The organism is Isoptericola sp. NPDC055063, assembly GCF_053608125.1.
In genome coordinates, this window is record NZ_JBSGUW010000007.1 from 119,758 (window position 1) to 138,317 (window position 18,560).

Annotated in this window: 19 protein-coding genes and 1 tRNA gene; 12 read left to right on the top strand and 8 right to left on the bottom strand. The window is 75.4% G+C overall.

What is annotated here, in order from left to right; translation table 11 throughout:
• Window positions 1-83: 83 nt before the first annotated feature.
• The 4 genes from rplK to ACWF41_RS10450 all read right to left on the bottom strand — a co-directional run bounded on the left by rplK (window position 84) and on the right by ACWF41_RS10450 (window position 1,955).
• Entirely contained in the window at window positions 84-515 is a 432-nt protein-coding gene (gene rplK / locus ACWF41_RS10435) for a 50S ribosomal protein L11 (RefSeq protein WP_380323551.1), read from the bottom strand.
• 70 nt (window positions 516-585) lie between these two features.
• Window positions 586-1,428 carry a transcription termination/antitermination protein NusG gene (gene nusG / locus ACWF41_RS10440; RefSeq protein ID WP_380323548.1) on the bottom strand — a complete coding sequence of 281 codons (843 nt, stop codon included), beginning with the start codon at window positions 1,426-1,428 and terminating at the stop codon, window positions 586-588.
• A 62-nt stretch (window positions 1,429-1,490) separates the two neighbouring features.
• Window positions 1,491-1,751 carry a preprotein translocase subunit SecE gene (gene secE, locus ACWF41_RS10445; protein WP_380323545.1) on the bottom strand — a complete coding sequence of 87 codons (261 nt, stop codon included), beginning with the start codon at window positions 1,749-1,751 and terminating at the stop codon, window positions 1,491-1,493.
• Between the two features lie 128 nt (window positions 1,752-1,879).
• Window positions 1,880-1,955: transfer RNA gene (locus tag ACWF41_RS10450), tRNA-Trp, on the bottom strand.
• Window positions 1,956-2,210: 255 nt separating this feature from the next.
• Here ACWF41_RS10450 and ACWF41_RS10455 point away from each other — a divergent pair.
• The 8 genes from ACWF41_RS10455 (at window position 2,211) to ACWF41_RS10490 (ending at window position 9,690) form a co-directional block, all read left to right on the top strand.
• A complete protein-coding gene (locus tag ACWF41_RS10455; RefSeq protein WP_380323542.1) occupies window positions 2,211-3,170 on the top strand; it encodes an ABC transporter ATP-binding protein in 960 nt (319 codons plus the stop codon).
• Entirely contained in the window at window positions 3,167-4,033 is an 867-nt protein-coding gene (locus tag ACWF41_RS10460) for an ABC transporter permease (protein ID WP_380323539.1), read from the top strand. Before ACWF41_RS10455 ends, ACWF41_RS10460 begins: the two co-directional genes overlap by 4 nt.
• Window positions 4,020-5,321 carry a sensor histidine kinase gene (locus ACWF41_RS10465; RefSeq protein WP_380323536.1) on the top strand — a complete coding sequence of 434 codons (1,302 nt, stop codon included), beginning with the start codon at window positions 4,020-4,022 and terminating at the stop codon, window positions 5,319-5,321. The genes ACWF41_RS10460 and ACWF41_RS10465 overlap by 14 nt, the downstream gene beginning before the upstream one ends.
• Window positions 5,318-5,995, top strand: a complete 678-nt coding sequence (locus ACWF41_RS10470; protein ID WP_380323533.1) for a response regulator — start codon at window positions 5,318-5,320, stop codon at window positions 5,993-5,995. Before ACWF41_RS10465 ends, ACWF41_RS10470 begins: the two co-directional genes overlap by 4 nt.
• Window positions 5,996-6,058: 63 nt before the next feature.
• Window positions 6,059-7,132 (top strand): adenosine deaminase, encoded by a 1,074-nt coding sequence (locus tag ACWF41_RS10475; RefSeq protein WP_380323530.1) that lies wholly within the window; start codon window positions 6,059-6,061, stop codon window positions 7,130-7,132.
• A gap of 7 nt (window positions 7,133-7,139) precedes the next feature.
• Entirely contained in the window at window positions 7,140-7,520 is a 381-nt protein-coding gene (locus tag ACWF41_RS10480) for a hypothetical protein (protein ID WP_380323527.1), read from the top strand.
• Window positions 7,520-9,037, top strand: a complete 1,518-nt coding sequence (locus tag ACWF41_RS10485; protein WP_380323524.1) for a sensor histidine kinase — start codon at window positions 7,520-7,522, stop codon at window positions 9,035-9,037. The genes ACWF41_RS10480 and ACWF41_RS10485 overlap by 1 nt, the downstream gene beginning before the upstream one ends.
• Window positions 9,034-9,690, top strand: a complete 657-nt coding sequence (locus ACWF41_RS10490) for a response regulator transcription factor (RefSeq protein WP_380323521.1) — start codon at window positions 9,034-9,036, stop codon at window positions 9,688-9,690. The genes ACWF41_RS10485 and ACWF41_RS10490 overlap by 4 nt, the downstream gene beginning before the upstream one ends.
• 97 nt (window positions 9,691-9,787) lie before the next feature.
• On the opposite strand, the gene ACWF41_RS10495 is transcribed toward ACWF41_RS10490, so the two are convergent.
• On the bottom strand, window positions 9,788-10,222 hold the full coding sequence (locus tag ACWF41_RS10495) for a hypothetical protein (protein ID WP_380323518.1): 435 nt from the start codon (window positions 10,220-10,222) through the stop codon (window positions 9,788-9,790).
• 123 nt (window positions 10,223-10,345) lie between these two features.
• Window positions 10,346-11,710 carry a phosphotransferase family protein gene (locus ACWF41_RS10500; protein ID WP_380323515.1) on the bottom strand — a complete coding sequence of 455 codons (1,365 nt, stop codon included), beginning with the start codon at window positions 11,708-11,710 and terminating at the stop codon, window positions 10,346-10,348.
• 144 nt (window positions 11,711-11,854) lie between these two features.
• Here ACWF41_RS10500 and ACWF41_RS10505 point away from each other — a divergent pair, with 144 nt between their 5' ends.
• From ACWF41_RS10505 to ACWF41_RS10520, 4 genes are all read left to right on the top strand, one after another.
• Window positions 11,855-13,057 carry a sensor histidine kinase gene (locus tag ACWF41_RS10505; RefSeq protein ID WP_380323512.1) on the top strand — a complete coding sequence of 401 codons (1,203 nt, stop codon included), beginning with the start codon at window positions 11,855-11,857 and terminating at the stop codon, window positions 13,055-13,057.
• A complete protein-coding gene (locus ACWF41_RS10510) occupies window positions 13,054-13,719 on the top strand; it encodes a response regulator (protein ID WP_380323509.1) in 666 nt (221 codons plus the stop codon). The genes ACWF41_RS10505 and ACWF41_RS10510 overlap by 4 nt, the downstream gene beginning before the upstream one ends.
• 215 nt (window positions 13,720-13,934) lie before the next feature.
• Entirely contained in the window at window positions 13,935-14,216 is a 282-nt protein-coding gene (locus ACWF41_RS10515; protein WP_380323506.1) for an SHOCT domain-containing protein, read from the top strand.
• A 244-nt stretch (window positions 14,217-14,460) separates the two neighbouring features.
• Complete coding sequence (locus ACWF41_RS10520; protein WP_380327185.1) at window positions 14,461-15,498, top strand: L,D-transpeptidase family protein; 1,038 nt, start codon at window positions 14,461-14,463, stop codon at window positions 15,496-15,498.
• Window positions 15,499-15,570: 72 nt separating this feature from the next.
• Here the strand turns inward: ACWF41_RS10520 and ACWF41_RS10525 are convergent, their stop codons facing one another.
• On the bottom strand, window positions 15,571-16,800 hold the full coding sequence (locus tag ACWF41_RS10525) for a UDP-N-acetylmuramate dehydrogenase (protein ID WP_380324921.1): 1,230 nt from the start codon (window positions 16,798-16,800) through the stop codon (window positions 15,571-15,573).
• A gap of 54 nt (window positions 16,801-16,854) precedes the next feature.
• Complete coding sequence (locus ACWF41_RS10530) at window positions 16,855-18,474, bottom strand: Ig-like domain-containing protein (protein ID WP_380324924.1); 1,620 nt, start codon at window positions 18,472-18,474, stop codon at window positions 16,855-16,857.
• Window positions 18,475-18,560 lie beyond the last annotated feature (86 nt).

Below are 18,560 nucleotides of genomic sequence, written 5' to 3' on the forward strand. Positions count from 1 at the left end.
GGCGTCGTTCGCCGGGGCTTGGTCCGAGCCGCCCGGGCCGGACCGGACGGATCCGGTCACGGCACGGGCGGCCCGGGCGCGGATCACTCCGCGACGGTGATGCCCATCGAACGAGCGGTGCCGGCGACGATCTTCATCGCGGCGTCGATGTCGTTCGCGTTGAGGTCCTGGAGCTTCGTCTGCGCGATCTCGCGGACCTGGTCCTGGGTGAGCTGCGCGACCTTGACCGTGTGCGGCGTCGCGGAGCCCTTGGCCACACCAGCGGCCTTCTTGATGAGCTCGGCGGCCGGCGGCGTCTTCGTGATGAAGGTGAACGAGCGGTCCTCGTAGACCGTGATCTCGACCGGCACCACGTTGCCGCGCTGCGACTCGGTGGCCGCGTTGTAGGCCTTGCAGAACTCCATGATGTTCACGCCGTGCTGACCGAGCGCGGGGCCGATCGGCGGGGCGGGGGTGGCCGCACCGGCGTTGATCTGGAGCTTGATGAGGCCGGAGACCTTCTTCTTGGGAGGCATGACTCTTCCCTGTCTTTCTTGTTCGTGGGCCGACGCCGTGGGCGATGACCCGGTTGCAGTACCGCGTCCGTCAGATCTTGGCGACCTGGTTGAACGACAGCTCGACCGGGGTCTCCCGGCCGAAGATGGAGACGAGGACCTGGAGCTTCTGGGCCTCGGCGTTGATCTCGGAGATCGTGGCGGGCAGCGTGTCGAACGGGCCGTCGGTGACGGTGACCGACTCGCCGACCTCGAAGTCGACCTCGACGGGGGTCTTCGCCGCCGCGCCGGACGACGCCGCGGCGCCCTTGCCGGCCTCGGGGGCGGCCTCGACGAACACCGGCGCCAGCATCGAGAAGACCTCGTCGAGCGTCAGCGGCACGGGCTGGTGCGTGTGGCCGACGAAGCCTGTGACGCCCGGCGTGTGCCGCACGGCGCCCCACGACTCGTCCGTGAGGTCCATGCGCACGAGGACGTAACCCGGGATACGGACGCGGCGGACGGTCTTCTTCTGCGCGTTCTTGATCTCGGTCACCTCCTCCATGGGGACCTCGATCTGGAAGATGTAGTCCTCCATGTTCAGGCTCTGGATGCGGTTCTCCAGGTTGGCCTTCACACGGTTCTCGTACCCGGCGTACGAGTGGATGACGTACCAGTCGCCGAACTGTGCGCGCAGCGTGCGGCGGAACTCCTCGGCCGGGTCCTCGACGACGTCGCCGTCGGCGTCCGCGGGGCGCTCGCCCTCGGCGGCCTCGTCGGCGTTCTCGACGTCGGTGTCCTCAGCAGCGCCCTCGGTACCGGACTCCTCAGCAGCGTCCTCGGTGCCCGCCTCGGGCTCCGCGTCCGCGGGCGCGCCGAGGTCCGCCTCGACGCCGTCGGCGTCGGGCTGCGTGGGGTCGACGTTCTCCGTCTGGTCCAGCGGATCCTGGGACACGAACGAACCTGCTTTCTGGAATCTGCTTGCTTCGGTGGCGGGCGACCGGCGGCCTGCCGCGGTCAGTCGCCGAAGAGGGCGAGGACGCCCAGCCCGATGGCCCAGTCGAGCGCCGTCACGAACAGCATGACCACGACCACGAACACCAGGACGACGATCGTGTAGTTGACCAGCTCCGAGCGGGTCGGCGTGACGACCTTGCGGAGCTCCGCGACGACCTGGCGCACGAAGAGCGCGATCCGCGCGAACAGGTGCGGGCGCTTGCCGGTGGCCGACTTGCCGCCGCCGGGCGTCCCCACGGCCTCAGCCGGTGACTCGCTCACTCGCACTACCCCGTTTCGCGTTCCCGCCGCGGCCGCGCCACCTGCCGGTGACGCACCCACGGCACTGACTCTGGCGTTCCGGGGTCATGCGATGGCCCCGCTGCGCGCGGCCCCGCGGGGGATCACGCTGGCAGGGTAGACAGGACTCGAACCTGCAACCTGCGGTTTTGGAGACCGCTGCGCTACCAATTGCGCCACTACCCTTCGTGCTCGACGCCCGTCGTCCAGGCTCGAATCACCCGGAAGGGCGCGTTCGAGCATTGGCGGGCATCAACCACCGAGGGACAACTGTACGCGACGCGCGGGCGTGGGTCGAACCACCCCCGTCCACACCCGCGGCAGCCCCTCGGCACCGCCCCGCACACCCCCGCCGAGCCCGACCCGTCCACCAATCGGTGGACCACGGGTCCCCCCGTCCGGGGCTCCCGCGGGCCCCGGCACGACGGCGAGGCTCGGTGCATGGCCTCGACGACGACCCCCGCACCGGCACCGCCGCCCGCCCCCGAGGGGCGCGCCTCCGCCCGCCCTCCCGCGCAGCGCAGCACCGCGCACCGACCCCCGGACGGGGCGGCCGTCCGCGTCCGAGGGCTGGCCAAGCGCTACGGCACCAAGCAGGCCGTGGACGGGCTCGACCTCGACCTCGCCGCCGGCGAGATCGTCGCCGTGCTCGGACCGAACGGGGCCGGCAAGACCACGACGGTCGAGATCCTCGAGGGCTTCCGTGACCGCGACGGCGGCGAGGTGCGCGTGCTCGGCGAGGACCCGGCCCGCGCCGGCCGCGCCTGGCGGGCCCGGATCGGCGTCGTCGCGCAGGACTCCCGCGACCAGGCCGAGCTGACCGTGGCGGAGTCCGTGCGGTCCACGGCGCGCTACTACCCCGCGCCGCGCGACCCCGACGAGGTCGTCGCCGCGGTCGGCCTCGGCGCCAAGGCGGGGGCCCGGGTGCGGTCGCTCTCCGGCGGCCAACGACGCCGCCTGGACGTCGCGCTCGGCGTCGTCGGCGGCCCCGAGCTGCTCTTCCTCGACGAGCCGACCACCGGCTTCGACCCCCAGGCGCGGCGCACCTTCTGGGACCTCGTCCTGAGACTGCGCGAGACCGGCACCACGATCCTGCTGACCACCCACGACCTCGCCGAGGCCGCGCACCTGGCGGACCGCGTCGCCGTCGTGCGCGCCGGGCGGGTCGTGGCCGAAGGCGCCCCCGAGTCCCTCGGCGGCGCCGAGGCGCGCACTCCCCTCGTGACCTGGACGCAGGACGGCGTGCGTCGCAGCGAGCGCACCGACGCGCCCACCGCCCTCGCCGCCCACCTCATGGCGACCGCCGCGGGGGCCGACGGCGAGGTCGCCGACCTGTGCATCACCCGCCCGAGCCTCGAGGACGTGTACCTGGGGCTCGTCACGAAGGAGGACCACGCATGAGCGCCACCGTCGTCGGCACCCGGGGCGCGCCTGGCCGGGCCCGTCAGAGCGGGCGGCTGCCCGGCGTCGCGCGACTCTCGCTCGTGCGCGCCGGCCTGGAGCTGCGCCAGTTCTGGCGCGAGCGCGACGCCGTGATCTTCGTCTTCGCGTACCCGATCGTCATGCTGGCGATCTTCGCCACGGTGTTCGGCGGGCAGGACCAGGGCACCGACGTCGCCGAGATCGGCTTCGCCCAGTACTTCCTGCCCGGCATGGTCGCCACGGGCGTGGTGCTCACCAGCTTCCAGTCGCTGGCGACCTCCATCGCCGTGGAGCGCGACGACGGCACGCTGCGGCGCCTGCGCGCCACGCCGCTGCCCGCCTCGGGGTACTTCGGCGGCAAGGTGCTGCTGACCCTCGCGACGTCGGTCGTGCAGACGGCCCTGCTGCTGGCGGTCGCCGCGATCGTGTACGACGTGCCGATGCCGTCCGACGCCGGCCGCTGGGCCACGTTCGGCTGGGTCTTCGTGCTCGGCACCGCCACCGGCACCGTCTGCGGCGTGGCGTTCTCCTCGCTGCCCCGCTCCGGCCGGTCCGCGAGCGCCGTCGTGACGCCGGTGGTGCTGGTGCTGCAGTTCGTCTCGGGCGTGTTCTTCGCGTTCTTCGCCCTGCCCGCGTGGATGCAGACCCTGGCCTCCGTGTTCCCCCTGAAGTGGATCGCGCAGGGCATGCGGTCCGTCTTCCTGCCGGAGGAGATGGTGGCGCTGGAGCCCGGGGACTCCTGGCAGCACCTGGCCACCGCTGGTGTACTGGTCGTATGGCTGATCGCGGGGCTCGTCGTCGGCGTGCGCACCTTCCGGTGGCGACGTCGTGACGACGGCTGACGGCGCGGCCGTGGAGCACGCACCCGGCGGTCCGCCGGACCGGTACGCGGCGGTGGTCGACGACGGCTGGGAGCGGCAGGTCGTCTGGTGGGACCGCACGTTCGTCGCGATCGTGCTCCTCACCGCCGTCGCGCTCCCCCTCGCCGGGCAGCGCGGCGCCGCCCTGTGGATCGGCTACGCCGCGATGGCCGCGATCCTCGCCGCCTACGCCGTCTGGGGCGCGCGGGCCGCCCGGACGCGCGACCAGCGCACGGCCACGGCGTACGTCGTCGTCCTGATCTCGGGGACCGCCGTCGCGGTGGCCCAGAACGGCATCGCGACGCTGCTGCTGTTCGGTGCGTTCACCCAGCTGTGGATGCTGTTCGACCCGCCACGCCGGGCGGTGGTGGCGTCGGTGGTGCTGGCGGCTGCGACGACCGTCGGGATCGCCTTCCAGGGCGGGTTCGACGTGGCGACGCTGCTGCAGGCCGCGCCCCAGCTGGCCATCGCGCTGGCGTTCACCATCGCGCTGGGGCTGTGGGTCGCGACCACCATGCGGCTCTCCGAGGAGCGAGCCCGCCTGCTGGCCGAGCTGCGGGCCGCGCAGGCCGAGCTCGCCGAGTCGCACCACGCGGCGGGCGTGACGGCCGAGCGCGAGCGCCTCGCCCGCGAGATCCACGACACCCTGGCGCAGGGCTTCACGAGCGTCGTGACGCAGACGCAGGCCGCGACCGCGGCCCTCGACCGGGGCGAGCAGGACCGCGCGCGCGAGCGCCTGCTGCTGGTGGAGCAGACCGCGCGGGACAACCTCGCCGAGGCGCGCGCCCTGGTGGCGGCGTTCGCTCCGGTGCCCCTGCAGGGCTCGACGCTGGCCGAGGCGCTGCGCCGGCTGGCCGAGCGGTTCACCGCCGAGACGGGCGCGCGCGTGCTGCTCGACGTCGCCGGCACGGCCGCCCCCGGCGGGGCCACCGGCCACGCGGCGGCGGACGTCGTGCTGCTGCGCGCGGCGCAGGAGGCGCTCGCCAACGTGCGGCGGCACGCCGGGGCGCACGCGGTGACGATCCGGCTGACGCGCGACGCGGCGGCGGACCCGTCGACCGACCCCGCCGGCGGCGGGGAGCACGCCCCGGGCGTCCGGCTCGAGGTGACCGACGACGGCCGGGGGCTGCCCGCCGGGCACACCGACGGCCTCGGCCTGGCCGGGATGCGCGAACGGGTCTCGGCCGTGGGCGGCACGCTCGACGTCGGGCCCGGCGAGCGGGGCGGCACGCGCGTCGAGGTGCACGTGCCCGCCGGGGACGCCTCGTGAGCGGGGGCGGCACCGGCGGCATCGCGGGCGGGGCCGGCCCGGCCGCGCCCGCCGTGCGCGTGCTGGTCGCCGACGACCACCCCGTGGTGCGCTCGGGGATCATCGGGATGCTGGACGGCGAGCCCGACGTCGAGGTCGTGGGCGAGGCCCCCGACGGCGAGGCGGCCGTGGCGCTGGCCGCCGAGCTCGCGCCCGACGTCGTGCTCATGGATCTGCGGATGCCCCGGCTCGACGGGGTGGGCGCGACGGAGCGGATCGTCGGGGCGGCGCGCAGGGGCGGGCCGCACGTCGTCGTCCTCACGACGTACGACACCGACGCCGACATCCTGCGCGCCGTGGAGGCCGGGGCCACCGGCTACCTGCTCAAGGACACCCCCCGCGACCAGCTCGTCGCGGGCGTGCGGGCGGCGGCGCGGGGCGAGACCGTGCTGGCACCAGGCGTCGCGACGCGGCTCGTGACCAGCGTCCGCACGGCGGCCGAGCGGCCGACGGCGCGCGAGGCGCAGGTGCTGGGGCTGGTGGCGCGCGGGCTGTCCAACGCGGCGGTGGGCCGGGAGCTCTTCATCGCCGAGGCCACCGTGAAGACGCACCTGCTGCGGGCGTTCGCGAAGCTGGGCGTCGACGACCGCACCGCAGCCGTCACCGTGGCCCGGGAGCGCGGCTGGCTGACCTGACCAGCTCCCGACCACCAGGCCCTGACCGGGCCCGAACCGACCGGGTCGGGGCAGACTGGCGCCGTGCGCGATCTGGCGAAGCTCCCCAAGGCTCATCTGCACCTGCACTTCACGGGGTCGATGCGGGTGCCGACCCTGCGCGACCTGGCCGACGAGCACGGCGTCCGCCTGCCCGGCGCGCTGACCGACGGGGACCCGCTGCGCGTGCCCGCGGACGAGCGCGGCTGGTTCCGGTTCCAGCGCCTGTACGACGCGGCGCGCGCCTGCGTGCGGTCGGAGGCGGACATGCGGCGGCTGGTCGACGAGGCCGCCGCGGACGACGCCGCGGAGGGGTCGCGCCGGCTCGAGATCCAGGTGGACCCCACGTCGTACGCCCCGTTCGTCGGCGGCATCACCCCCGCGGTCGAGATCGTGCTCGACGCCGCGCGGGCCGCGAGCGCGGCGCACGACGTCGAGGTGGCGGTGGTCGTCGCGGCGTCGCGGATGCGGCACCCGCTCGACGCGCGCACCCTCGCCCGCCTGGCGGCCCGGTACGCCGGGGAGGGTGCGGGCGAGGTGGTGGGCTTCGGGCTCAGCAACGACGAGCGGCGCGGCGACACCACCGAGTTCGCGGCCGCGTTCCGGATCGCGCGCCGCGCGGGCCTCGCGTCCGTGCCGCACGGCGGCGAGCTGCTCGGTCCGTCGCACGTGCGCGAGGTCCTCGACGCCCTGCACCCCGACCGGCTCGGCCACGGCGTCCGCGCCGGCGAGGACCCCGCGCTGCTGGCCGAGCTCGTGGAGCGGGAGGTCGCCCTGGAGGTGTGCCCCGCGTCGAACGTCGGCCTCGGCGTGTACGCCGACACGTCCCGGGTGCCGCTGCGACCCCTGGTCGAGGCCGGCGCGCAGGTCGCGCTCGGCGCGGACGACCCGCTGCTGTTCTCCTCGCGGCTGCTCGACCAGTACGTCGCCGCCCGTGAGGTGCACGGCTTCACCGACCCGGAGCTCGCCGACCTCGCCCGGTCGTCCGTGCGCGCCAGCCGCGCGTCGGACGCCACGAAGCGCGCGATGCTGGCCGGCGTCGACGCGTGGCTCGCGGCCCCCGACCCGGCCCCAAGCGACGACGCGCTCTCATCTGCGTCTCATCAGCCCGCGGGATGATCCGGCCATGGCGGACGGCGAGCAGACGGGGCGTGGGTGGCGCGGGGCGCTGCCCTGGGTCCTGGCCGCCGTGCTCGTGGCGCTGATCGTCGCCGTCGTGGCGTCCGCGGCGTCCTCGCGGCCCGAGGACCGCGACGTCGGCGGGGTCGTCGTGGTCTCCCCGGGCCCCACGACCGGCCCGGCGACGCCGTCGCCGACCTCCTCGCCCTCGCCGTCGCCCACCTCGACCGACGACGATGACGACGATGACGACGACGACGTGGTCCCCGCGCCGCCCACGGACGACGACGAGCCCGACGAGGACGAGCCCGACGAGGACGACCCGGACGACGACGGCAGCCCGACCGGCGCCCCCGCGACCGGCGCCGCCGCCGGCGGGGGCCGCTGATGGCGCGCGGCACCGGGCCCCGGCGCGGGGTCACCGTCCGCACGCGCCTGCTGGCCGCGATGCTCGCCCTCACCGCCCTCGCGCTCGGCTTCGCGGGCGCCACCGCCTTCCTGCTCACCCACCGGCAGGTGGACGAGCGCATCGACGCCGACCTCGTGGAGAGCGCGGACGAGCTCCGCACCCTGGCGGCCTCCGGCGTCGACCCGGTGACGGGCCTGCCGTTCTCCTCCCCAGAGGAGGTGGTGGTCGCCGCCATCCGGCTCGAGGTGCCGGCCCGGAACGAGGGCGTCCTCGGGCTGCGCACCGGCAAGCGTCCCCTCGTCACCCAGCAGGAGGTGGAGGTGCGGCTGCAGGACGACCCCGAGCTCGTCGCCGCGGTCACCCCGCTCGTCGACGGCGACCGCGTGGCGCTGCGCACCGTGACCACCTCGACGGCCGACTACCGCGCCCTCGTCGCGCCGGTGCAGGCGCTGCCCGGGGCCGCGGGCGCGTCGCCGGCGCCGCCCGCCGCGCTCGTCCTCGCCTACGACCGCGGCGCCGAGCACGCCGAGACGCAGGCCGTCTTCCGCGGCTACGCCCTGGTGGCCCTCGTCGCGCTGGTCGCCGCCGGCGTGGTCGGGTGGCTCCTCGCCGGCCGGCTGCTGCGCCCCATCCGCACCCTCGCGCACACCGCCCAGCAGATCGGCGAGTCCGACCTGTCGGCGCGCATCCCCGAGACCGGCAACGACGACCTCACCCAGCTGACCCGCGCCGTCAACGCGATGCTCGACCGGCTCGAGGGGTCCTTCGAGTCGCAGCGGCTCCTGCTCGACGACGTCGGGCACGAGCTGCGCACCCCGCTGACGATCGTGCGCGGCCACCTCGAGCTCATGGACCCCGCCGACCCCGCGGACTCCGCCGAGACACGCGACCTCACCCTCGACGAGCTCGACCGCATGCACCGGCTCGTGGACGACCTCGTCACCCTCGCGACCGTCGGGCAGCCCGACTTCGTGCGGCCGTCGCCCGTCGAGCTCGGCCGGCTCACCGACGACGTCCTCGACAAGGCGCGCACCCTCGGCGAGCGCACCTGGCTCGTCGACTCCCGCACCGACGCGCGCACCCTCGCCGACGCGCAGCGCCTCACCCAGGCGTGGCTGCAGCTCGCCGCCAACGCCGTGAAGTTCTCCGCGCCCGGCAGCGTCGTCGCCATCGGGTCGCGCACCACCCCCGACGGCGCGCGGGTGCGCCTGTGGGTGCGCGACGAGGGTGTCGGCATCGCACCCGACGACCTCGGCCGCGTCTTCGAGCGCTTCGCGCGCGGCGAGCACGACGGCGAACGCCGCGACGGCTCCGGGCTCGGCCTCGCCATCGTCGCGGCCATCGCGCACGGTCACGGCGGGGACGTGAGCGTCGAGAGCGCCGTCGGGCGCGGCTCGGTGTTCACCGTCGAGATCCCCGTGCTGCCCGTGCCCGACGCCGACGCCGCGACTCCCCCGCACCTGCCGCCGGCCCCCGACGAGAGGACGACACCGTGAGCCAGATCTTGGTCGCCGAGGACGAGACCCGCATCGCCTCGTTCATCGCCAAGGGGCTGCGCGCCGCCGGGTACGCGAGCACCACCGTCGGCACGGGGCGGGAGGCGTTCGACCTCGCCTCCTCGGGTGACTTCGACCTGCTCGTGCTCGACCTCGGCCTGCCCGACCAGGACGGCTTCACCGTGCTGCGGCGGCTGCGCGAGGCCCGGGTGACGCTGCCCGTCATCATCCTCACCGCCCGCACGTCGGTCACCGACACCGTTGCCGGGCTCGAGGGCGGCGCCGACGACTACATGCCCAAGCCGTTCCGCTTCGAGGAGCTGCTCGCGCGCATCCGCCTGCGCCTGCGCGTCGAGCCCGCGGGGGAGGTCACGGTGCTCAGCCACGGCGACCTCAGCCTCGACCTGCGCACCCGGCGCGCCACCGCCGCCGGCGTCGAGGTGGACCTCTCCGCCCGCGAGTTCGCCCTCGCCGAGGCGTTCCTGCGCAACGCCGGGCAGGTGCTCAGCCGCGAGCAGCTGCTGTCCCGCGTGTGGGGGTACGACTTCGACCCCGGGTCCAACGTCGTGGACGTCTACGTGCGCTACCTGCGCAACAAGCTCGGCGCCGAGCGGTTCGTCACCGTGCGCGGCATGGGGTACCGGCTGGCCTGACCCAGGCCTGCCACCCCGGTGCCGAACAGGCGGTGGTGCACGTTCTGAGCACTCAGAACGGGCACAACCGCCTGTTCGGCGAGGGTGGGTGGGCCGGTCAGCCGGCGGACGGGGCGCTCGGGGCCGACTGCGGCGTCACCGGGCTGACCGGGCTCGCCGGCGTGTTCGGGCTGGCGGGCGTGTTCGGGCTCGCCGGCGTGTTCGGGCTGGCGGGGGTCTGCGGCGACGGGGCGGACTTTGCCGACGGAGCCGTCGGGGCCGTCTTCGCGGACTGCGCGGTCACGGTGGTGACGGTCGACGCGTTCTGCACCGCCGACGGGGACGGGTCCGCCGACTCGGCGGGCGCGGTCGCCGCGTTGGCGGGCGACGTCGGGTCCACCGCCGGGCCCCTGTCGTCGGCCGCCTGGACGGTGGACGCGACGACGTCGTCCGACGGCGCGCGGTCGAGCGTGCCCTGCGCCGCGGCGGCGACCGCGCCCAGGCCGACCGCGCCGAGCGCCCCGGTGACGATCCAAGCGCTGCGTGCCTTCATGGTGTTGCTCCTTCGTGTCGGCGGCGGCGTGGGCCGCCGCGATGGTCCCGGGCCTCCTGCCCGGCTGGTTCCCAGCCTTCGCGGCCCCCGTGAGACGCCGGGGAGCCGCAGGTGAGAGGTCTCTCAGAAAGTCGCCGCGTCCGCCGCGAGCCGCTCGGCGACCGCGAGGAAGGCGTCCGCGAGCGACGCGTCGTCGGCGCCCGCCGCGAGCGACGCCGCCACGGCGGCCGCGCGTGCCCGCAGGAGGGCCGGGTCCGCCGCGCGGCCGAACACGTCGAGGCAGCGCGCGACCAGGCCGTCCGCCCCGTCGTACGTGGCGGGGGCGAGCGCGGGCAGCACGGCCAGGTGCGCGACGGCGCACGCCAGGTCGTCGACGAGGTGGCCCGGGCCGAGCGTGTCGACGTCGAGCAGGCCGCCGATGCGGGGTGCGCGCCGCGGGTCGGAAGCGGACGCGGCGGGGTCGAGCAGGAGGTTCGCGGCGTGCAGGTCGCCGTGCGTCGTGACGACGGGGCCAGGGTCGCGGGTGTCGACGACGGCGCCGATCCGGGCCTCCAGCCGCGCGAGGCGCCCGGGGTCGACGCCGTGCAGCTCAGCGAGCGTGCGGAGGTAGTGGTCGAGCCGGTCCGCCCACGCCGCGCGCCGCGGGAGCCACGTGCCCTCGGCGGGGAGCCCGCGCGCGACCCGCAGGATCTCGGCCGGGTCGAGGCAGGTAGCGCGGTCGGCCGCGGGCGTCCGCGCGAGGAGGTCGGCGACGGACTCGCCCGGCACCTCCGTCAGCAGCACGACGCCGTCGTCCGACGCCCCGGGCGCGCCGAGCACCCGCGGGGCCACGACGTCCTCCGACCGGGCCAGGAGCGCGTGCCGGCGCACCAGGTCGGCGGCGCGGGAGGGCCGGACCACCTTGACGTACACGGTGCCGGCGGTGGTGCGCGCGCGGAGCACCGCGCGGCGCAGCGGCCGGTACGTGACGGTCTCCAGGGCGAGCACCTCGGCGTCCATGCCCGCCGCCCGCAGCCGATCCTGCACCCGCGCGGGCGTGGCGCCCACCGCCAGGCCGGGCAGCGCCGGGTCGTGCGGGTGCCGCCACACGTGCAGGCTCCGGCCGGCGTCGTCCAGCCGCACGACGCCCGGGCCGAGCGAGACCCCGGGGCCGGTGCCGCGCGCCCGGCGGAACGCGGACCCCGGCGCGCTCGACGCGAACAAGTGCTCGGTCGCGCGGACGGTGCCACCGTCGCCGGCCCGGCGGGCCACGACCTCGTAGGACACCGTCACCTCGGCGCCCGGGCGGGCGTGCACCTGCCGCACCGTCCAGGACTCGAGCTCGGCCCCGTCGGCCGCGAGCGCCGCTGCCAGCACGTCGGCCGCCGCGTCGCCGGCGAGCAGGTCGAGCCACGCGCGGTGGTCGTCGGGCGCGACGGCGGTCGCGGACGGCGCCGGCGCGGCCGGGGCGAGCGCGGACGGGGCGGTGAGCGTCGCGGAGGTCGGCACACCGTCATCCGACCCGGCCGGGGCGAGGGCGGCGTGAGACGCCGATGAGAGCCCTCTCATCCGGAAGCCGTGGTCCCCGGGGACCATCCCGCACGGCACCCCGGGCGGACGCGCCGGGCCACGCCGCGGCGTAGCGTGCCCGGCATGGAGCGCGGCCCCCTCGACCGTTGGCGCCCCCGGCTGTTCCTGGCGCTGGCGCTCGCCGTCGTCGTGACCTTCGGGACCCTGGGGGCGTCGCACTGGCAGCCGGGCACCCGCGACCTCGACGTGCTGGGCCTGGCCCTCGCGCTCGTCGGCCCCCTCGTGCTGCTGGCCCTCTCCCGCCGCCCCGTGCTCGCCGTGCTGCTGGCCGTGGGAGCGCTCGGCGCCTACCTCGCGCTCGGGTACGCGTGGGGACCGGTGTTCGCGGGCACGGTCGGTGTGCTCGTCATGGTGCTGCTCACGGGCCCCGCGGGGCGGGCGCGGGTGATCGCCTGGTCGGGGGCGCTGCTCATGTGGGGCGCCGTCGTGGGTGCCACCGCCCTGCGCGACGACGCGCCCCGCTCGGCCGCCCTCCTCGGCGGGGCCGCATGGACCGCCGTCGCGCTGCTGATCGCCACCGGCATCCGCGAGCGGGTCGCGCGCGCCACGGCGCTGCGCGCCGCCCGCGCCGACCGGGAGCGTACGGCCGTGGCGACGGAGCGGCTGCGCATCGCGCGCGAGCTGCACGACGTCCTCGCGCACTCCCTGTCCGCGATCAACGTGCAGGCCGGCGTGGGCCTGCACCTGCTGGACCGCGACACCGAGCAGGCCCGCTCCGCGCTCGCGTCCATCAAGGCCACCAGCCGCGACGCCCTCGACGAGGTGCGCGCCGTGCTCGGCGTCGTGCGCGGCGAGGACGACGCCGCACCCGAAGCCCGCACCCCCACGTGGGACCTCGCCACCCTGCCCCGCCTGGCCGAGCCGCTGCGCGCCCGCGGCGTCGACGTCCGCTTCGACGTCGAGCCGAGTCTCCTGGGCGACGGCGCCGTGCCCGCGCACCTCGCGGGCGTCGCGTACCGGGTGGTGCAGGAGGCCCTCACCAACGTCGGCCGGCACGCCCCGCGCGCGCGGACCGTCGTGGTGCGCGCGGCACGGGGACGCGGCGGCCTGACGGTGACGGTGACGGACGACGGCGGACCGTCGGGCGCCGGCGACGAGGTCCTCGCCGGATACGGTCTGCGGGGCATGCGCGAACGGGTCGAGGGCGCCGGGGGCGCGCTGCACGCCGGGCCACGGTCCCCGGCCGACGGCGCCGGGTTCCTCGTCGACGCCACGATCCCCCTGCCCGACCACCCCGTGCCCGACAACCCCACGGAGGACGCATGATCCGCGTGCTGCTGGCCGACGACCAGGCGCTGGTGCGCGGCGGGTTCCGCGCCCTGCTCGACGCCGAGGACGACATGACGGTGGTGGGCGAGGCCGCCACCGGCGACGAGGCCGTGCGCCTGACGCTGGAGCTGCTGCCCGACGTCGTCCTGATGGACGTGCGGATGCCCGGCGCGGACGGCCTGGAGGCCACGCGCCGCATCGTCGCCGACCCGGGCACGGGCGGCGTGCACGTCGTGGTGGTGACGACGTTCGAGCTGGACGAGTACGTCGCCGAGGCGATCCGCGGCGGGGCCAGCGGCTTCCTCGTCAAGGACACCGAGCCGGCGGACCTCGTGCGGGCCGTGCGCGTCGCCGCTGCGGGCGACGCCCTCCTGTCCCCCGGCGTCACCCGCCGCCTGCTGGCCCGCGTGGCCGACGCGACCCGCCTCGTGCCGCCCCCGCCCGGCCTCGGGGATCTCACGGCCCGCGAGCGCGAGGTGCTCGTCGAGGTGGCCGGTGGGCTGTCCAACGACGAGATCGCGCGCACGCTCTACCTGTCCGAGTCGACCGTGAAGACGCACGTCTCCCGGGTGATGGCGAAGCTCGGCGCCCGCGACCGTGCGCAGCTCGTCGTGGCGGCGTACGAGGGCGGCGTCGTGCGCCCGGGCTGGTCCGGCTGACGGACCCCGCCTGCCGTGCCGAACAGGCACCTGACACCGTGACGGGCCTTCACGGAGTCCCATAACGGTGTCAGGTGCCTGTTCGGCACGGCGGGGTCGGCACCACGGGACGACGCAGGTCGGTACGCCCGGCTGACGACGCGGCCCGTGCCGGCGGGCGACGGTGGTGGTCGAGGGCCCGCACCGGGCGGACCCACCGTCACGAGGAGTCCACGATGCTCACCACTGCCACCGCGATCGCCGTCCCCGCGGCCGTCGCCGCGCACCCGTACGCCGCCGGCGGGGGGCCGGGCTGGTGGATCGTCTTCCCGATCCTGTGGTTCCTGCTGTTCGCCTCCGTGGTGTTCCTCATCGCCCGCCGTGCCCGGCGGTACGGCCCGCCGTGGACCCGTGGTGGCGGCGGGGTCTCCGTCCTGGGCGAGCGGTACGCCCGCGGCGAGATCGACGAGGCCGAGTACCGCCAGCGCCTCGCCGTCCTCAAGGAGGACCGCCGCTGACCCGGCGCGCCACCCACGCGACCGCTCGCGTCGTCCCTCCCGGCGACGCGAGCGGTCGCGTACCCGAGGTGTCCCTCGACACAACCTTTTCGCCGTCCGGAGCGTCGTGGCAGGTGAACGACCTGGCACAGGTCACGATCTCGACACGACCGGAGTGCTGCGGTAGCGGACCGGGCGGGCGCGGGGCACGGTGGTACCCCGCGGCGCACCCGGTACGCCGCCACACCGGCGCGGAAGGGGCACGATGCGTACGGTTCCCAGGACTCGACGACGCCGCGCGGCGTCCTTCCTCGGCGTGCCGGTGGTGCTCGCCCTCGTGCTCGGGGGCTGCGCCCCCTCGTCCGGGGACGGCGGCCAGGCCGAGCCGGGAGCCGCCCCGACGGACACGGTGACGACCTCGGCCCCGTCGGGCACCGCCTCGGACGACGGCGTGCTGGGCTCGGCGTCCGACGACGCGGCGCAGCAGCAGGCGGAGCAGGACGCGGCGGACCAGAAGGCCTCCGACGACGCCGCGAAGAGGGCCGAGGAGAAGAAGAAGGCCGAGGCCGCCGAGAAGGCGAAGAAGGCCGAGGAGAAGGAGGCGGCGGAGAAGAAGGCCGCCGAGGAGGCCGCCGCCCAGGAGGCGGCAGAGCAGAAGGCGGCCGACGAGGCCGCGGCCAAGAAGGCCGCCGAGGCGCGCGACAAGCTGATCTCCTACGGCGACTCCGGCGCGAAGGTCACCGCCCTGCAGGAGCGCCTGCAGGAGCTGGGCTACTTCCTCCAGGACGCGGACGGCACGTACGGCCCGGCCACGCAGCAGGCGGTGTGGGCGCTGCAGAAGGCCGCCGGCCAGTACCGCGACGGCGTCGTCGGGCCGAAGACGCAGGCCGCCCTCGACGACGGCGTCCGGCCCCGCGCGCACTCGTCGTCGGGCAAGGCCGTCGAGATCGACCTGGACCGCCAGCTCCTCATGACCGTGGAGAACGGCAAGGTCACGCGGATCTTCAACGCCTCGTCGGGCAACGGCGACACGTACGAGGCCAAGGGCCGCACGTACCACGCGTCCACACCGCGCGGCTCGTTCGCGGTGTACATGGAGCGCAACGGGATGCACGAGTCCACGCTGGAGCTCGGCTCGATGTACCGGCCCAAGTACTTCTCCGGCGGGTACGCGGTGCACGGCTCGTCGTCGATCCCGCCGTTCGCCGCGTCGCACGGGTGCGTCCGCGTGTCGAACGCCGCCATCAACTGGCTCTGGGACTCGTGGGGCATGCCCAAGGGCACGCCCGTCATCCTCTACTGACCCCGGCTGTTGTGAGCGGGCGTTTGGCCCTGTTCCGGTCCCGGAACAGGGCCAAACGCCCGCTCACAACGACTACAGGGCCGTACCGACCAGGACGGGCTCGGGCTCGAGCTCGATGCCGAACGCGTCCTTCACCCCGTCGCGCACGGTCCGCGCGAGCGCCACGAGGTCGGCCGCCGTCGCGCCGCCGCGATTCGTCAGGGCGAGGGTGTGGCGCGTCGAGAGGCGCGCGGGGCTGTGCTCCCCGGCGAGGCCGAAACCCTTGGTGAACCCGGCGTGCTCGATGAGCCACGCGGCGCTCGTCTTCACGAGCGTGGGGTCGACCGCTCCGAGGCTCGGGCTCACCGTCGACTCGGGTGTCGCGGAGCGCACGGCGAACCGCGGGGCGTCCTCGGGCAGCTCGTCGGCGGCGTCCGCCGGCAGCACCGGGTTGGTGAAGAACGACCCGGCGGACCAGCGGTCGTGGTCGGGACCCTCGCCGGACCCGGGGGCGACGCCCACGCCGTCGAGCAGCATCCCCTTGCCGCCGCGCAGCTCCAGCACGGCCTGCCGCACCTCGGCCGACGGGGCGCGCTCGCCCACCTCGACGCCGAGGCGGCGCGCCAGCTCGCCGTAGCCGACCGGCGCGGAGAGGCTGCCGAGCCGCATCTGCAGGTTCACCTCGAGCACCACGTACCGGGGCGTCGGGTACCAGGGCGCTCCCTCGCCGCCGCCGGCCCGCATCGTGCGCTTCAGGAGCGACGTGCGGTAGCCGAAGCCGAGCGACGCGAGCGGGAAGGTCTTCATGCCGCCGGTGAGGCGGTCCCAGGTCCGCACGGATGCGACGACGCCGGACACCTCCTGCCCGTAGGCGCCGATGTTCTGCACGGGCGCGGCGCCGACGGTGCCGGGGATGCCCGACAGCGCCTCGACGCCCACCCACTCGTTCGCCACGGCCTCGGCGACGAACGCGTCCCAGTCCTGCCCGGCCGGCAGGCGCAGGCTCGCCCCGCCGCACGCGCCGTCGGTGCCGCACGAGTCCGCGAGGTCCGCGTCGAGGCCCTGGCGCACGTCGCGCACGACGACGCCCGCGAACCCCTCGTCCGCGACCAGCAGGTTCGAGCCACCGCCGATCACCAGCAGCGGCTGGTCGGCGTCGTCCGCGGCGCGCACCGCGTCGATCAGCTCCGCCTCCGACTCGGCCTCGACATACGCGTCGACGGGGCCGCCGACGCGCAGCGTGGTGAGGTCCGCGAGGCTGGGGGCCGTGCCCCTGCTCCCTGCGGACGGGGCGGTGGTCGTGCGGGACGTCTCCAGGCTCACCCTCCCAGGGTACGGCGAATCCTCACGGCGCCTCCCGTCCCGCCGGGGGCGCGATCAGCGCACCGTGAAGTAGTTCGCGTTGCGGGAGACGGATGCCTTCGTGGTCGCGGTCGCCTTGTAGTAGACCGTGAAGTAGTGGTGCCCCCGCTCGACCCTGGGCAGCCTGATCGTCCGTCGCCCCTTGTCGCCCTTCGTGAGCCGCACGGTCTTGACGGTCGTGCCGTCCACCTTGACCACGAGCCTGCCGGTCAGCGCCACGCCCGGCCGGGCCTTGACGGTCACGACGGTCTTGGGACGCTGCGACCGGGTGAGGGAACGGTCCACGAGCGTGGCGGACGTCCTCGTGCGCGCCTTCTCGACCCGGACGGTGCGGTACGTCGTCCTGCCGTAGTAGAGGCCGTCACCGCTGTAGACGGCACGCAGCCTGACCTTCCCGACGGGCAGCGCCTTGGCGCCGAGGGTCATCGTCATGAACCCGTCCCCGTCGACCGTGGCCCGACCGACCCTCCGCGAACCGCGGTACACCGTGACGGTGCCGTCCGGCACGGGCGAGTCCCGCCACGACTCCTGGGGCAGCGCGGAGACGCGCAGCTTGTGCGGGGTGCCCCAGGCCCAGGGCTGCCCGGCCCGCTCGAGCGCCAACGACGCCCAGTACTTGCGGACCGTGACGGCCATCGTCGCGCGCATGTCCTCCACGTACGGGGACCCCGTGACCTTCGCGACCAGGGTGTGCTTTCCCGTGCTGAGCTCCCTGGCGGAGAGCTGGAAGGTGTGCGCCGCCGTGTACGTGCTGTCGACGTGCTCCCTGCGGAGCAGGCGCGAGCCGTCGTAGAGCGAGACCTCCCCGTCCAGGCGGCCCAAATCGGGCACGTAGACGGCGACCTCCATCGTGCGGCTGCCGGTGTACCAGAGGCCGCCCTGCACGTCGTTCGACCACACCTTGAGGGTGCGGTGAGCCCGCTCGAGGACGAACGACCCGCTGGCCCGCGAGGGCATGGCGCCCTGCCCGCCGTAGAAGACCACCTCGTACGTGTGCGCTCCCGGCTCGGGCGCGAGCGGGATGACGGCGGAGCCCCCGGAGAGGGGCACCGTGGTGGCCGGCACCGAGCCGCCGTCCCACAGCAGGGCGACCATCCCGTCGGCCGGGGCCCCGCCGGCCTGGACCGTCACGGTCGCCGTCGGGGCCGTCCCGTACTCCGCGGAGCCGGCGCCCGACAGCGTCATGGTGGACGGGACGGTGCCGGCCACGACCTCCAGGGTGCGCGCCCAGACGGACGGCGCGAGCTCCTCGTTCCCGGAGAACTCCAGCCGGACCTCGTGCGGCCCCGGCACCAGCGGGAGCGCCCGGATCTGCGCGTGATCGGCGGACAGGCCGACGAGCGGACGGACGACGCCGTCGACGCTGGCACGGACCCTCCCCCCGCGCTCGACCGGGGTGCCGTCGGCGAGGGTGACCGCCACCTTCAGGTCGAGGTACTCGCCCTCCCCCCAGGTGTCGAGCTGCTCGGCCTCGACGACGGTCGGGACGCGCTCCTCCGCCGAGGCGGCCGACGGCGGGACCACCAGGGCGAGCGCCACGAGAAGGAGCGCCGTCCACGCCGCGACCCATCGCGTCGACGCCGGTCCCTCGCTCGTGGTCCGAGCGGCCGCACACTCCATGAACCCGCTCGCCATCGTCACTCCAGTCACCGTCGTCGGTGACCGAAATCGTAGCGATGAGGCATTCGCCCGTCGAGAGACTTCACCCCCCTCGCCGGCCC

Coding starts and splice junctions, on each gene's coding strand:
- ACWF41_RS10480 (WP_380323527.1), top strand. CDS start 7,140: ATGGCGGACGGCGAGCAGACGGGGCGTGGGTGGCGCGGGGCGCTGCCC.
- ACWF41_RS10495 (WP_380323518.1), bottom strand. CDS start 10,222: ATGAAGGCACGCAGCGCTTGGATCGTCACCGGGGCGCTCGGCGCGGTC.
- ACWF41_RS10460 (WP_380323539.1), top strand. CDS start 3,167: ATGAGCGCCACCGTCGTCGGCACCCGGGGCGCGCCTGGCCGGGCCCGT.
- ACWF41_RS10485 (WP_380323524.1), top strand. CDS start 7,520: ATGGCGCGCGGCACCGGGCCCCGGCGCGGGGTCACCGTCCGCACGCGC.
- ACWF41_RS10515 (WP_380323506.1), top strand. CDS start 13,935: ATGCTCACCACTGCCACCGCGATCGCCGTCCCCGCGGCCGTCGCCGCG.
- ACWF41_RS10530 (WP_380324924.1), bottom strand. CDS start 18,474: ATGGCGAGCGGGTTCATGGAGTGTGCGGCCGCTCGGACCACGAGCGAG.
- ACWF41_RS10510 (WP_380323509.1), top strand. CDS start 13,054: ATGATCCGCGTGCTGCTGGCCGACGACCAGGCGCTGGTGCGCGGCGGG.
- rplK (WP_380323551.1), bottom strand. CDS start 515: ATGCCTCCCAAGAAGAAGGTCTCCGGCCTCATCAAGCTCCAGATCAAC.
- ACWF41_RS10520 (WP_380327185.1), top strand. CDS start 14,461: ATGCGTACGGTTCCCAGGACTCGACGACGCCGCGCGGCGTCCTTCCTC.
- ACWF41_RS10505 (WP_380323512.1), top strand. CDS start 11,855: ATGGAGCGCGGCCCCCTCGACCGTTGGCGCCCCCGGCTGTTCCTGGCG.
- ACWF41_RS10455 (WP_380323542.1), top strand. CDS start 2,211: ATGGCCTCGACGACGACCCCCGCACCGGCACCGCCGCCCGCCCCCGAG.